The organism is Pseudocitrobacter vendiensis (genome assembly GCF_943590815.1).
Lineage (GTDB): Bacteria > Pseudomonadota > Gammaproteobacteria > Enterobacterales > Enterobacteriaceae > Pseudocitrobacter > Pseudocitrobacter vendiensis.
In genome coordinates this window covers 148,608-162,579 of record NZ_CALSBS010000005.1, presented here as the reverse complement: position 1 = coordinate 162,579, position 13,972 = coordinate 148,608, and the positions used below count along the sequence as shown (strand labels likewise).

Here is a 13,972-nt window from a genome sequence, read left to right as displayed (position 1 = left end):
CGGAGTATCGGGAGGCAAGTTTGAAGTCAAAGGGAGAACATCTGTATCATTGGGAGCGACTGCTGCCCAAAAAGGCGTTGCCTGGCACCCACAAAAGGATATGACCTCTTCAATGACATCACCTTTTTGCCACAACCGCGTTCAGTTTCTGCTTGTTGTGCTGATAACAGTGGCTGTTCTGCTACCTTTCGTTAACTACGCACCTAACCGTCTTGTTTCAGGGGAATCCCTTGCGCTGTGGCAGACTGACGGGTTTCGACCGCTATGGTTGTTTGCTTTCCCCCTGCTGCTGTTTGTCCTGAGTTTTATCCCCGGGCGAGGGGCCGTTATCTCAAGCTTTGTGTTGGGGCAGGCGCTATTCACTCTGCTGGTATGGGCCGCTGGAGAAGCGGCAAGCTCTCTTGCGTCAACGGGAAGTTCCCTTGCGCGAACTTCACCCGGAAGCGGGCTCTGGCTTTGGATGTTGCTGACGTTACTTATTTGTAGTGACACATTACGCCGGTTAACATTCAGCACGCTCTGGCGCTGGATTATGCAAATACAGATTTGGCTACTGCCGATAGTGCTACTGTGGATGGGGCAGCTTGACCACCTCTCTTTGTTAAAAGAGTATGCCAATCGCCAGGATGTATTTAATGATGCGTTTTCGCAGCATCTGGTACTGTTATTCGGCACACTGCTGCCCGGTCTGCTGATTGGCATTCCTTTAGGGCTGTGGTGCTGGCGTCACCCGGCGCGCCAGACCAAAGTCTTTGCCATCCTGAATATCATTCAAACCATTCCCTCTGTGGCCCTGTTTGGTCTGCTTATTGCGCCGCTGGCCGGTCTCGCGCAACAGTTCCCGTGGCTTGCCCGTCTTGGCATTGCGGGTACCGGGCTGACGCCTGCATTAATTGCGCTGGTGCTCTACGCGCTGTTGCCGCTGGTTCGCGGCGTGGTGGCGGGTATGCAACAGGTTCCCCAGGATGTACTGGAAAGCGCTCGGGCAATGGGCATGGGGCGTGGGCAGCGTTTCTGGCAGGTGCAGTTTCCACTGGCATTGCCGGTTTTATTACGCAGCCTGCGGGTGGTCGCGGTGCAAACGGTCGGCATGGCGGTGGTGGCAGCGTTGATCGGCGCGGGCGGTTTTGGCGCGCTGGTCTTTCAGGGGCTACTCAGTAGTGCGCTGGATCTGGTGTTATTGGGCGTCATCCCGGTGGTGGTATTAGCGGTTATTACCGATGCGCTGTTTAGTTTGTGCATCGCGTTAGTGAAAGGAGAGCAGGGTGATTGAGTTTCAGCAGGTCAGTAAATATTTTGGCGACCGGGCAGCGGTAAAAGATCTCACACTGCATTTCAAAGAGGGCGCTTTCACGGTGCTGATTGGTACGTCCGGCTCCGGGAAATCGACCACCCTGAAGATGATTAATCGCCTGGAAGCCCACGATAGCGGCACCATCCGTTTCGCCGGAGAGGATATTCGTCAGCAACCGCTGCTGACGCTACGCAGACGAATGGGCTATGCCATTCAGTCTATCGGCCTGTTTCCTCACTGGACGGTAGCGCAGAACATCGCCACCGTGCCGCAGCTGTTGAAGTGGCCGAAAGCGCGTACTCAGGCGCGTATTGATGAGCTGATGGTGTTGCTGGGGCTTGAAGCCGGGCTACGCGATCGCTATCCACATCAGCTTTCCGGTGGGCAGCAGCAACGCGTCGGTGTGGCGCGTGCGCTGGCGGCAGATCCGGAAGTGTTGCTGATGGATGAACCCTTCGGCGCGCTGGACCCGGTGACGCGTGGCGCTCTCCAGCAGGAGATGCGTCGCATCCACCAGTTGCTGGGGCGCACGATTGTTCTGGTGACGCATGATATCGACGAAGCCCTGCGCCTGGCAGACCATCTGATTTTGATGGATAACGGCAAAGTCGTCCAGCAGGGTACGCCGCTCGAGATGCTCACGCATCCAGCCAGCGCGTTTGTGAGAACCTTCTTTGGCCAAAGCGAGCTGGGCGTACGTCTGCTTTCGCTGCGTCAGGTCGGGGATTATCAGCGTCGTGGCGAGCGGGTGCAGGGGGACGCTTTGCGGATATCCATGTCGCTGCGAGAAGCGTTATCACAGTTTGTGGCACAGCGGCGTCTGGCGCTTCCTGTGATGAATGAAAACGGTGAGATTAGCGGTGCGCTGCACTTCGCCGATCTGTTACGTGAGGAGGGCGACGGTGAAATTCCTGCGTGACCCTTTGCTCTGGCTGGTGCTGTTTTTCCTTGTGCTCTTACTCGGCTTGCCGCACAGCGAGCCCTTTTTTCATGCGCTATTCCCGGAACAGTCACGCCCCCTCTATCAGCAGGAAAGCTTCGTCTCGTTGACGTTGGCGCACTTCTGGCTGGTGGGCGTCTCAAGCCTGGTAGCGATTGTGTTGGGCACCGGCGCAGGCATTGCGGTGACGCGTGACGCGGGCAAAGAGTTTCGCCCGCTGGTCGAGACCATTGCCGCAATGGGCCAAACATTCCCGCCCGTTGCCGTACTGGCGATTGCCGTTCCGGTGATGGGTTTTGGCCAGCAGCCAGCGATTATTGCATTAATTCTCTACGGGGTTTTACCGATTCTTCAGGGCACGCTTGCCGGGCTGGCATCCGTTCCCGCCGGGGTAAGCAGCGTTGCGCAAGGGATGGGGATGAGCAGCGCTCAGCGACTGCTGAAAGTGGAACTGCCGTTGGCCGCGCCGGTGATGCTGGCGGGTATTCGCACGTCGGTCATTATTAACATCGGCACGGCAACGATCGCCTCGACCGTCGGCGCTAACACGCTGGGTACGCCAATTATCATTGGGCTAAGCGGTTTTAATACCGCCTATGTGTTGCAGGGCGCGGTACTGGTGGCTCTGGCGGCGGTCATCGTAGACCGCGCGTTTGAACGTCTGAGCCACAGGCTTAGCCGATACCGCCGCGAACAATGAACGAGTAGCCGGCAAGCATCACGCCGCCAATTCCGCTCACGGCCATAAACAGAAATAGCGCCACGACGGCAAGTTTAGCTGGCTTCATAGTGTGCTCCTTATGTTAATTAAAGGATTATACTGCGAAGCATGCTTGTTAATGAACCATTAATTTGTACACAAACGAATCGCGTAGCCCTGTTCCTGCCAGCGCTGAATCTGCAAAGTCTGCTGCGGAGCGGAAACGGCGCCGCACCACACCAGCAGCGTCTGTTCCGGAAAGAGGCCCGGTTGCAGTTGTGGGAGAGAATGCGCCAGCACATCAACCCGCCAGCCCTGTTCGCAGGCGACCCACCCCTCAAGCCATAACGGCGTGATATCGTTAACGTTCCAGCCGACGACCAAGGCATCCTGCCCTGGTTTTTTACGCGATGCGGCCAGAATGAGCGAAATAGTATTGATCAGCACGCCATCGAGAATACCCAGCATGGCGCAGAACGTCGATTGCGAACCGGCCAGACGCTGGCGTAATGGGGTGATGAGTTGATTCACCAGCGTGCGAGCAGGATAGTGACGCGTGCACTCTTTCAGCCACTGTCGTAACCGATCGATGCGCCCGCTTTGCAGGTAGCGCAGTGCTTCTTCCTGGCGCTCCCGCCAGTCCTGTTGCTGCTCCTTGCTACCTTCGATTAACAGCTTTTTGACTTTACTGACCTGAACGCCTGTATCCACCCAGCGTTTAATTTCGCGGATGCGCTCAATATCGGATTCGGTGAACAAGCGGTGCCCGCCGTCGGTACGCTGGGGCTTAAGCAGGTCATAGCGACGCTGCCACGCGCGGAGCGTCACCGGGGTGATGTCACACAGTTGCGCCACCTCGCCAATCGTATACCACGCCATGATAACTCCCGGGATGAATATATCCTTTTAACTGTAGACGGGTTTTCCTTCTTGCTCTGGGGTGATGGTTTTTTAGCCATTACTTAACCGCAGGAGAGAGTAAAAATGTGATTCTGACCGCTATTTCAGCTTTTTTTGCATAGCTTCAAAGAAAGTTATGTTCACTCGGTGTATGTTACGCAGCTTCATGGGTCTTGTGGTTTTCGGGTATGTACGAATTTGATCTGGTGTTGCTGCTGCTTCAGCAGATGTGTGTGTTTCTGGTCATAGCGTGGCTGATGAGCAAAACGCGCCTGTTCATCCCGCTCATGCAGGTGACCGTGCGCCTGCCGCATAAGCTGCTGTGCTACGTGACCTTCTCAATTTTCTGCATCCTCGGTACCTATTTTGGCCTGCATATTGAAGACTCTATCGCTAACACACGCGCCATTGGCGCCGTGATGGGCGGCCTGCTTGGCGGGCCGGTGGTAGGGGGATTAGTGGGGCTAACCGGAGGGTTGCATCGCTACTCCATGGGCGGCATGACAGCGCTGAGCTGTATGATTTCTACCATCGTAGAAGGCCTTCTGGGCGGGCTGGTACACAGCATGCTGGTGAAGCGAGGCCGACCAGATAAAGTCTTTAGCCCGTGGACCGCCGGGGCGATCACCTTCTTCGCCGAACTGGTGCAGATGCTGATCATTTTACTGATTGCGCGTCCGTTCCAGGACGCCTTTCATCTCGTGCAAAGCATTGCCGCGCCGATGATGGTGACCAACACCGTCGGGGCAGCGCTATTTATGCGTATTCTTCTCGATAAACGTGCAATGTTTGAAAAATACACCTCGGCCTTTTCCGCCACTGCGCTGAAAGTGGCGGCATCGACGGAAGGGATTTTGCGCCAGGGGTTTAATGAAGAGAACAGCATGAAGGTGGCGCAGGTGTTGATCCAGGAACTGGATATTGGCGCGGTGGCGATTACCGATCGTGAACGCCTGTTGGCCTTTACCGGGATCGGGGAGGATCACCATCTTCCCGGTAAGCCTATCTCTTCCAGTTATACCCAAAAAGCGATTGAAACCGGCGAGGTGGTGTATGCCGACGGTAACGAAGTACCGTATCGCTGCTCGATTCACCCACAGTGTAAGCTCGGCTCAACGCTGGTGATCCCACTGCGCGGCGAAAACCAGCGTATTATTGGCACCATTAAACTGTATGAAGCCAAAAATCGCCTGTTCAGCTCGATCAACCGCACACTGGGCGAGGGGATCGCCCAACTGCTGTCGGCGCAAATTCTGGCAGGGCAGTATGAGCGGCAAAAAGCGCTGCTTACCCAGTCGGAAATCAAACTGCTGCATGCGCAGGTGAACCCGCACTTCCTGTTTAACGCGCTTAACACCCTGAAAGCGGTGATTCGCCGCGACAGCGAACAGGCAAGCCAACTGGTGCAATATCTCTCGACCTTTTTCCGTAAGAACCTTAAACGCCCGTCGGAGATTGTGACGCTGGCCGATGAAATTGAGCATGTGAATGCCTATCTGCAAATTGAGAAAGCGCGTTTCCAGGAAAATTTACAGGTTCAACTGCATGTGCCTGACACGCTGGCGCATGTCCGTCTGCCGGCCTTTACGCTGCAACCGATTGTTGAGAATGCTATCAAGCACGGCACATCGCAGTTGTTGAGCGTGGGCGAAATTCGTATCAACGCCAGCCGTGACGGGCAACATCTGCTGCTGGCAATTGAAGACAACGCCGGGCTGTATCAACCGGACGCGCAGGCCAGTGGGCTGGGTATGAGCCTCGTGGATAAGCGCCTGCGCACGCGTTTTGGTGATGACTGCGGGATCAACGTAACCTGCGAACCCGATATTTTCACCCGTATCACCCTAAGGCTGCCACTGGAGGAGAACGCATGATTAAAGTGCTGATTGTCGATGATGAACCGTTGGCGCGGGAGAATCTGCGGGTGCTGTTACAGGCGCAGCCGGATGTCGAGATTGTCGGCGAGTGCGGTAACGCCGTGGAAGCGATTGGCGCGGTGCATAAGTTACATCCCGACGTTCTGTTCCTTGATATCCAGATGCCGCGCATCAGCGGGCTGGAGATGGTCGGTATGCTCGACCCGGAACATCGCCCTTACATCGTTTTCCTGACTGCCTTCGACGAGTACGCGGTCAAGGCTTTTGAAGAGCATGCGTTTGATTACCTGCTTAAACCGATCGAAGAGAAACGTCTGGAGAAAACCCTCGCGCGTTTGCGGCAGGAACGTAATGTGCAGGATGTCTCCGCGCTCACCGAGAATCAGGAAGCGTTGAAGTTTATTCCCTGCTCCGGGCATAGCCGTATCTGGCTGTTGCAAATGGATGATGTGGCGTTTGTCAGCAGCCGAATGAGCGGTGTTTACGTCACCAATCATGAAGGGAAAGAAGGGTTCACTGAGCTGACGTTAAGAACGCTTGAGCAACGCACGCCGTTACTGCGCTGCCATCGACAGTATCTTGTTAACATGGCGCATCTGCGGGAGATTCGCCTGGAAGACAATGGCCAGGCCGAACTGTTGCTGCGCAATGGGCAAACCGTACCGGTCAGCCGACGCTACTTAAAAAGCCTGAAAGAGGCGTTGGGACTGTAAATCGTGTTAAACTAACCGACCGCATTTTTCATTACCGAAGGCACTATGGTCAGTAACGATATTTTACGTAGCGTGCGCTACATCCTGAAAATGAACAATCAAGATCTGCTGCGTATTTTTGCGCTGGGCGACACCGTGGTCACCGCCGAGCAGCTGGCACCCTGGTTGCGCAAAGAAGATGAAGAGGGGTTTGTACGCTGCCCGGATATTATGCTGTCCTGCTTCCTGAACGGGCTGATTTACGAAAAACGCGGTCGCGATGAATCTGCGCCCGCACTGGCGGTTGAACGTCGGGTAAACAACAACATCATGCTCAAAAAGCTGCGTATCGCGTTTTCCCTGAAAACGGATGATATCCTCGCTATTCTTACCGAGCAGAAATTCCGCGTCTCGATGCCGGAAATCACCGCCATGATGCGCGCGCCGGATCATAAAAACTTCCGCGAATGTGGCGACCAGTTCCTGCGCTATTTCCTGCGCGGCCTGGCAGTACGTGAGCACGCAGCGAAAAGCTGATTACGCTTGCTGAGGTGATTACGGCGATTATTCGACTCATGTTTTGAGTCGAATAATCGATAAAATTGTGGATACCGTTTCCTGCCTACTCCTGCTTCTTAAACCCCTGTTTTAACACCATCTTCTCGGACAACAGCATTGACAGATACTGCGCATTGCAATCGGTCATTGATGTACCCGGGAGCTTACACAGCTCGCCGATATTCGCTTTGGTGTAATCAACGACGATGTTCTCTGTAACATAATCGTCCTGGTAATCAATGGTCTCCGTGACACCTGCCGCGTTTTTGTACGCGTTACTGATCTGTTCAAATCGCCGCTGTGCTTCTTCTTTATTGCTCACGCCTGCGCTGGCATAAGTCATTTTGTTGTGAACGTCCTGGCGAAGGACGACATCCCCTTTGTAGTAATAGGTCACTTTCACCTCAACGCCATTTGCGGCATTAAAAAACGTGGCTTTTTCCTCCGGCGTGTTACTGGCGGCAATGCTCTGCACATAGGTCTGCGGCTCTTTGGGTGTGTCTTTGTTGTCGCAGCCAAACAGGCTACCCGCAAGGCAGAGGGTGATAAGTGTAAGAGTAGGACGGAGTTTGCGCATGAGAGTTCCTTTTAGCAAATGCAAATTATTATCATATAGGCTAAAAGAAAAAAGCATAGCAGTACGGCATTTTTTCAGAATTCATAAAAAAAGCGCTGCCGGAGCAGCGCTGAGACGATTGATAAACGCGTCATTGCCTGATGCGCTGTGCTTATCAGGCCTACAAGATTTCTGCAATATATTGAATTTGCAATGTTTTGTAGGCCGGATAAGGCGTTTACGCCGCATCCGGCAAGAACAAACCGCGCTTTATACGAAAGGTTATTTTACCTGCTGACCCGGTTTTGCACCGTTGTCCGGGCTTAACAGGAAGATATCTTTCCCGCCAGGGCCTGCAGCCATCACCATTCCTTCAGAGATGCCGAAGCGCATTTTACGCGGTGCCAGGTTAGCGACCATTACCGTCAGGCGGCCAATGAGGGCTTCAGGTTCCGGGTATGCGGAACGAATGCCGGAGAAGACATTGCGTTTCTCGCCGCCGAGGTCCAGCGTCAGGCGCAGCAGTTTGTCAGAGCCGTCAACGAACTCGGCGTTTTCAATCAGCGCCACGCGCATATCCACTTTGGCGAAATCGTCAAAGGTGATGGTTTCCTGAATCGGATCGTCCGCCAGCGGGCCGGTGACCGGTGCCGCAGCGGCTTTCACTTCTTCTTTCGACGCTTCAACCAGCGCTTCAACCTGTTTGGTTTCGATGCGGTTGTAGAGCGCTTTGAAGGTGTTCACCTTGTGCGACAGCAGCGGCTGGGCGATGGCATCCCATTCCAGCGTGGTGTTGAGGAACGCTTCAGCACGTTCGGTCAGTGAAGGCAGTACCGGTTTCAGCCAGGTCATCAGTACACGGAACATGTTCAGCCCCATGGTACAAATAGCCTGCAGATCGGCATCGCGGCCTTCCTGTTTTGCGACCACCCACGGTGCCTGTTCGTCAACGTAGCGGTTTGCCACGTCAGCCAGCGCCATGATTTCACGAATCGCTTTACCAAACTCGCGGCTATCCCAGGCTTCGCCAATCGCGGCAGCCGCGTCGGTAAAGGTTTTATACAGTTCAGGATCGGCCAGTTCAGCAGACAGCACGCCATCGAAACGCTTGTTGATAAAGCCGGCATTACGCGATGCCAGGTTAACCACCTTGTTGACGATATCGGCGTTCACGCGCTGGATGAAGTCTTCCAGGTTGAGGTCAATATCATCGATGCGTGAAGAGAGCTTGGCGGTGTAATAGTAGCGCAGGCTATCGGCATCAAAGTGGTTCAGCCAGGTGCTGGCTTTAATGAAGGTGCCGCGCGATTTTGACATCTTCGCACCGTTCACCGTTACATAACCGTGCACGAACAGGTTAGTTGGTTTACGGAAGTTACTGCCTTCCAGCATGGCAGGCCAGAACAGGCTGTGGAAGTAGACGATATCTTTACCGATGAAGTGATACAGTTCGGCATCGGAGTCTTTCTTCCAGTAGTCATCAAAGCTTGTGGTGTCACCGCGTTTATCACACAGGTTTTTGAAAGAACCCATGTAGCCGATTGGCGCATCCAGCCAGACGTAGAAATATTTGCCCGGCGCGTTCGGAATTTCGAAGCCGAAGTATGGCGCATCACGTGAGATATCCCACTGTTGCAGGCCGGATTCAAACCACTCCTGCATTTTGTTCGCCACTTGCTCCTGCAACGCGCCGCTGCGGGTCCACGCCTGCAGCATCTCGCTGAAGGAAGGCAGATCAAAGAAGAAGTGTTCCGATTCACGCATCACCGGCGTCGCACCGGAAACCACCGATTTCGGCTCGATAAGCTCGGTTGGGCTGTAGGTCGCGCCGCACACTTCGCAGTTATCGCCGTATTGATCCGGTGATTTACATTTCGGGCAGGTGCCTTTCACAAAACGGTCCGGCAGGAACATGCCTTTTTCCGGATCGTAAAGCTGAGAGATGGTGCGGTTTTTGATAAAACCGTTCTCTTTCAGGCGACCATAGATAAGCTCCGACAGCTCGCGGTTTTCGTCGCTGTGCGTCGAGTGGTAGTTGTCGTAGCTAATGTTGAAGCCAGCAAAATCGGTCTGATGTTCCTGACTCATTTCGGCAATCATCTGCTCCGGGGTAATCCCGAGCTGCTGAGCTTTCAGCATGATCGGCGTGCCATGTGCATCGTCCGCGCAGATGAAGTTTACCTGGTGGCCGCGCATTCGCTGGTAACGGACCCAGACATCAGCCTGGATATGCTCCAGCATGTGGCCGAGGTGGATTGAGCCGTTGGCGTACGGCAGAGCGCACGTTACCAGAATTTTCTTCGCGACTTGAGTCATAATGAACATTACTTCTTATGTAGTGAAAAGGGTTTTCGATATTACCAAAAGGGGCATTATTAAGTAAGCACAAACCGCGGTCTTTCAGGTAAACTTGTTCAACGAAGTTTTACTCACAAGAACAAAGGAGTCGGGATGAGTTCTCAATCCCAGGCCACATCCCCCGAGCGCCTGCGCGCGATGGTTGCCGGGACGCTGGCTAATTTTCAGCACCCAACATTGAAGCATAATCTCACCACGCTGAAGGCGTTACATCATGTGGCGCTGCTGGATGGCACCGTGCACATTGAGCTGCAAATGCCGTTTGTCTGGAACAGCGCGTTTGAAGAACTGAAAGAGCAATGCAGTGCTGACCTGCTTCGTATTACCGGTGCGAATGCCATTGACTGGAAACTGACCCACAATGTCGCCACGCTGAAGCGCGTTAAAAACCAGCCGGGCGTGAATGGTGTGAAAAACATCATTGCCGTCAGTTCTGGCAAAGGCGGAGTCGGGAAATCGTCTACAGCCGTTAACCTGGCGCTGGCGCTGGCAGCCGAAGGGGCGAAAGTCGGTATTCTCGATGCTGACATCTACGGCCCGTCAATTCCGACCATGCTCGGCGCGGAAAATCAGCGTCCGACTTCACCAGACGGCACCCATATGGCGCCGATAATGGCTCACGGTCTGGCAACGAACTCTATTGGTTATCTGGTCACCGACGATAACGCGATGGTGTGGCGTGGCCCCATGGCCAGCAAGGCGCTGATGCAGATGTTGCAGGAAACCTTATGGCCGGATCTCGATTATCTGGTGCTGGATATGCCGCCGGGTACCGGTGACATTCAGCTGACGCTGGCACAAAACATTCCGGTCACCGGCGCGGTAGTGGTCACTACTCCGCAGGACATCGCGCTGATTGACGCCAAAAAAGGCATCGTGATGTTCGAGAAAGTGGAAGTGCCGGTGCTGGGCATCGTTGAAAACATGAGCATGCATATTTGCAGCCAGTGTGGTCACCACGAACCTATCTTCGGTACCGGCGGCGCAGAGAAACTGGCGGAGAAATACCATACCCAGTTGCTGGGTCAGATGCCGCTGCACATCAGCTTGCGTGAAGATCTGGATAAAGGCACACCAACGGTGGTGAATCGTCCGGACAGTGAGTTTACCCTTATTTATCGTCGACTGGCGGATTTAACTGCTGCCCAACTTTACTGGCAGGGTGAAGTGATCCCCGGCGAAATTGCCTTCCGCGCGGTATAAGCGATCAGGCGCATAACCCTGGCGGGTTATGCGCCCCTTTCATTAACGGTGATAGAAGATTTCGCCGTCGTAAACTTTACTGATTTTCCCGTCCGTGTCAGAAATCAGCACGTAGTTACCGCCCATGTAGGTCCAGTGCGTTCCCGCGTCTGGCGCGGGCAGGTTACGCTGCTGCCACTGCTTGATGTTGTACTGGTCAGTACGGTACATCTCCGGAACGGCGTCCCCGATGTTAAAGTGGGTGAAATCCGCGACAAACTCTTTCAGTTCATACTTCTGAATGCCCGTACCTGGAGCGGCGAAGGCGGTTCCTGCGGCCATCAGGCCAGCCAGAAGCCATAATTTATATTTACCCATTCTTTCTCCAACGATAACCAGAATGCTCAAGGGTGTAGAGTCTGCCTTTTTCTCTTAAAATTGACAGGCAGATCGACGTTCTTTTGTATCACAGAATGGGTTTTTTCGTAAAAAATGTAACAGATCGGCCTTAAAAGCCTTCCAGCACCAGTTTACCCATCGTTTTACCGGTCTCAAGCTGGCGATGTGCCTGACGAATATTCTCGGCGCTAATCGCACCTAACTTCTCGCCCAGCGTGGTTTTGATTACGCCGTCATCAATCAGCGAGGCCACGCGGGTCAGTAACTGATGCTGAGCAATCATATCCGGCGTTTCAAACATCGAACGGGTATACATAAATTCCCAGTGCAGCGAGATGCTTTTGGTTTTTAACGGACGCGCATCCAGGGTTTCAGGATCGTCAATCAGCGCCAGTTTCCCCTGTGGGGCGAGCGCTTCAATCAGCTGCAAATAGTGCTTATCCGTGTGCGTCAGACTGGCGACATGCGTCACCGCCGGAATACCGATGCGGGTAAGTTCTTCGGCGATCGGTTTGCTGTGGTCGATAACATAATGAGCCCCGGCGTCCGCTACCCATTTCTGCGTTTCAGGGCGCGATGCGGTGCCGATCACCGTCATTTTAGTAAGCTTGCGCGCCAGTTGGGTCAGGATGGAACCGACACCGCCCGCAGCACCGACAATCAGCAGTACGTCGCCTTCATTTCCGTTTTCCTGAATGCCTAAACGGTCGAACAACAGTTCCCACGCAGTGATGGAGGTCAACGGCAGGGCGGCAGCAGAAATGTTATCCAGCGAACGTGGCTTGAGCGCGACAATTCGCTCATCGACCAGCTGGAATTCGCTGTTACTGCCGGGACGTGTTAACGCCCCCGCATACCAGACTTCGTCGCCAGTTTTAAACAGAGTGACGGCTTCACCAACGGATTTCACCACACCGACAGCATCCCAGCCCAGCACGCGCGGTGTGTCGCCGCTAAACCCGGCACGCACTTTGGTATCGACCGGGTTAACGGAGATGGCTTTCACTTCTACCAGCAAATCATGGCCTGCCGCCACGGGGACGGGCAGGGTAATTTCTTCTAATGCATCAATGTTGCCGTGCGCGCCAGCCGCCTGAGTAATCGCAATTGCCTTCATAACACACCTCTGTGATGTTGAGTAAACAGTAAGAATGATACTATCCAATGATATTTGCCGGAAAAATCCATTCACGGCGACAGGACTTATCGTTGAGGAGTGAAAATGCTCAGGCTGGAAGATTTAACCCTGTTCGTGCGTGCGGCGGCATTGAGCAGTTTCAGCGACGCGGCGCGCGAGGCGGGTCTGCCACCTGCCCAGGTGAGTTCCGCCATTAAACGTCTTGAGACGGCGCTCAATATTCGCCTGTTTGCCCGCTCAACCCGTAGCCTGCGCTTGACGCCAGAGGGTGAAACCTGGCTGCCTTACGCCACCCAAATGCTGGAAACAATGCAGGCCGGGCTCCAGCAGATTCAAACGCCGGATGATGAAATTCGCGGTACGTTGCAAATTGCGGTGCCTTCGGACCTCGGGAGAAACCTGCTACTCGGTATTTTCCGCCAGTTTCGCCTGCGTCATCCGGCGCTTAAGCTGCGCATTCTTTTCTCGGACCAGGTGACGGATGTGTTTAAAGATCCGGTTGATGTCGCATTTCGTTACGGCACCAATGAGGATGCGTCGTACGTTGCGCTGCCCATCGCACCGGATAATCGCCGCGTGCTGGTCGCATCGCCGGCGTGGATCGCCAAAAATGGTGAACCGACAACGCCCGCTGATTTAGAAAAGTGTGATGCGCTGACCTATGTGCTGCGAGGTCGTTTGTTTGATCGCTGGACGCTTACTGCGAAGGGGGAAACCCACGAGGTGCAGGTGAATGGCACGATCATCAGCGATGATGCCGAAGTCATTCGCCGTCTGGCGATTGCCGGGGAAGGCATTGCCAATAAGTCCTGGCTCGACGTCAGTGAAGATGTCTTCCAGGGCCGTCTGAAATTGCTGCTGCCGGATTACGAAGGTGAATGCGTGCCGCTGAATATGATTTGTCCGCATCGCAAGCAGCTCTCGCCTGCGGTGCGGTTGTTGTATGAGGCGGTGAAGGAACGCTGTGAAGCGCTGGTGCAGCGCAGGGGCTAAACCAACGTCATCAAAAAGAATCCGGCAGCGGTCATCAGGAGCGATCCCACCACGTGAGTCATCACCGATATCATCGCCCACAGATAGTTGCCGTTTTGCAAAAGGGTGACGATCTCCGCCGAAAAGGTGGAAAAGGTCGTCATCCCACCGCAAAGACCGGTAGTGATCAGTAACTTCCATGCCGGGTCCAACTGCGGCTGGCGCAAAAAAAACGCCAGCGCCGCGCCAATAATAAAACCACCGACCAGATTAACCACCAGCGTTCCCGGCGGCAGGCTGGGGAAAAGGCTGTTGAGCTTCATCGACAGCCACCAACGAATGACACACCCGGTAGAGCCGCCAATAATAACGGCCAGTAATGAACGATACATCACGCGCGTAAATC

15 protein-coding genes are annotated in these 13,972 nt (G+C 54.3%); 8 read left to right on the top strand and 7 right to left on the bottom strand.

Translation table 11 applies throughout. The annotated features are described in order from the left end of the window. Nucleotides 1-112: 112 nt before the first annotated feature. Genes NMC31_RS08085 through NMC31_RS08075 form a run of 3 tightly spaced genes read left to right on the top strand, consistent with a single transcriptional unit; the run spans nt 113 to nt 2,934 of the window. Nucleotides 113-1,273, top strand: a complete 1,161-nt coding sequence (locus tag NMC31_RS08085; protein WP_253897559.1) for an ABC transporter permease — start codon at nt 113-115, stop codon at nt 1,271-1,273. Continuing rightward, the gene (locus NMC31_RS08080; protein ID WP_253897558.1) at nt 1,266-2,213 is read left to right on the top strand and encodes an ABC transporter ATP-binding protein; all 948 of its coding nucleotides are present in this window, start codon (nt 1,266-1,268) and stop codon (nt 2,211-2,213) included. The genes NMC31_RS08085 and NMC31_RS08080 overlap by 8 nt, the downstream gene beginning before the upstream one ends. After that, nucleotides 2,197-2,934 (top strand): ABC transporter permease, encoded by a 738-nt coding sequence (locus tag NMC31_RS08075; protein ID WP_253897557.1) that lies wholly within the window; start codon nt 2,197-2,199, stop codon nt 2,932-2,934. Before NMC31_RS08080 ends, NMC31_RS08075 begins: the two co-directional genes overlap by 17 nt. Here the strand turns inward: NMC31_RS08075 and NMC31_RS08070 are convergent. Then, a complete protein-coding gene (locus NMC31_RS08070; protein ID WP_015963773.1) occupies nt 2,909-3,022 on the bottom strand; it encodes a protein YohO in 114 nt (37 codons plus the stop codon). The genes NMC31_RS08075 and NMC31_RS08070 overlap by 26 nt on opposite strands. 59 nt (nt 3,023-3,081) lie before the next feature. Continuing rightward, nucleotides 3,082-3,813, bottom strand: coding sequence for a MerR family transcriptional regulator (locus tag NMC31_RS08065; RefSeq protein WP_253897556.1), 732 nt, complete (start codon nt 3,811-3,813; stop codon nt 3,082-3,084). Nucleotides 3,814-4,022: 209 nt separating this feature from the next. Between NMC31_RS08065 and NMC31_RS08060 the strand changes: the two genes are divergently transcribed. Genes NMC31_RS08060 through NMC31_RS08050 form a run of 3 tightly spaced genes read left to right on the top strand, consistent with a single transcriptional unit; the run spans nt 4,023 to nt 6,940 of the window. Beyond that, nucleotides 4,023-5,708, top strand: coding sequence for a sensor histidine kinase (locus NMC31_RS08060; protein ID WP_253897555.1), 1,686 nt, complete (start codon nt 4,023-4,025; stop codon nt 5,706-5,708). Beyond that, on the top strand, nt 5,705-6,424 hold the full coding sequence (btsR, locus tag NMC31_RS08055) for a two-component system response regulator BtsR (RefSeq protein ID WP_253897554.1): 720 nt from the start codon (nt 5,705-5,707) through the stop codon (nt 6,422-6,424). The genes NMC31_RS08060 and btsR overlap by 4 nt, the downstream gene beginning before the upstream one ends. A 45-nt stretch (nt 6,425-6,469) precedes the next feature. Beyond that, the gene (locus NMC31_RS08050; RefSeq protein ID WP_149462426.1) at nt 6,470-6,940 is read left to right on the top strand and encodes a YehS family protein; all 471 of its coding nucleotides are present in this window, start codon (nt 6,470-6,472) and stop codon (nt 6,938-6,940) included. Nucleotides 6,941-7,025: 85 nt separating this feature from the next. Here the strand turns inward: NMC31_RS08050 and NMC31_RS08045 are convergent, their stop codons facing one another. Together NMC31_RS08045 and metG are read right to left on the bottom strand one after the other, a co-directional pair. Beyond that, nucleotides 7,026-7,538 carry a YehR family lipoprotein gene (locus NMC31_RS08045; protein ID WP_188016839.1) on the bottom strand — a complete coding sequence of 171 codons (513 nt, stop codon included), beginning with the start codon at nt 7,536-7,538 and terminating at the stop codon, nt 7,026-7,028. 261 nt (nt 7,539-7,799) lie between these two features. Then, on the bottom strand, nt 7,800-9,833 hold the full coding sequence (metG, locus tag NMC31_RS08040; protein ID WP_253897553.1) for a methionine--tRNA ligase: 2,034 nt from the start codon (nt 9,831-9,833) through the stop codon (nt 7,800-7,802). Nucleotides 9,834-9,968: 135 nt separating this feature from the next. On the opposite strand from metG, the gene apbC reads away from it, so the two are divergent. Next, nucleotides 9,969-11,078: an iron-sulfur cluster carrier protein ApbC gene (gene apbC, locus NMC31_RS08035; protein ID WP_253897552.1), complete on the top strand. Its 1,110-nt coding sequence runs from the start codon at nt 9,969-9,971 to the stop codon at nt 11,076-11,078. A gap of 42 nt (nt 11,079-11,120) precedes the next feature. Here the strand turns inward: apbC and NMC31_RS08030 are convergent, their stop codons facing one another. Both NMC31_RS08030 and NMC31_RS08025 read right to left on the bottom strand, forming a co-directional pair. Further along, nucleotides 11,121-11,435 (bottom strand): RcnB family protein, encoded by a 315-nt coding sequence (locus NMC31_RS08030; protein WP_149462422.1) that lies wholly within the window; start codon nt 11,433-11,435, stop codon nt 11,121-11,123. Nucleotides 11,436-11,565: 130 nt separating this feature from the next. Further along, nucleotides 11,566-12,573, bottom strand: a complete 1,008-nt coding sequence (locus NMC31_RS08025; protein ID WP_253897551.1) for a zinc-binding alcohol dehydrogenase family protein — start codon at nt 12,571-12,573, stop codon at nt 11,566-11,568. Nucleotides 12,574-12,678: 105 nt separating this feature from the next. On the opposite strand from NMC31_RS08025, the gene NMC31_RS08020 reads away from it, so the two are divergent. Then, complete coding sequence (locus tag NMC31_RS08020) at nt 12,679-13,587, top strand: LysR family transcriptional regulator (RefSeq protein ID WP_253897550.1); 909 nt, start codon at nt 12,679-12,681, stop codon at nt 13,585-13,587. Here NMC31_RS08020 and crcB read toward each other — a convergent pair. Then, the gene (gene crcB / locus NMC31_RS08015) at nt 13,584-13,958 is read right to left on the bottom strand and encodes a fluoride efflux transporter CrcB (RefSeq protein ID WP_149462419.1); all 375 of its coding nucleotides are present in this window, start codon (nt 13,956-13,958) and stop codon (nt 13,584-13,586) included. The two genes, NMC31_RS08020 and crcB, sit on opposite strands and share 4 nt — an antisense overlap. Between the last annotated feature and the right edge of the window lie 14 nt (nt 13,959-13,972).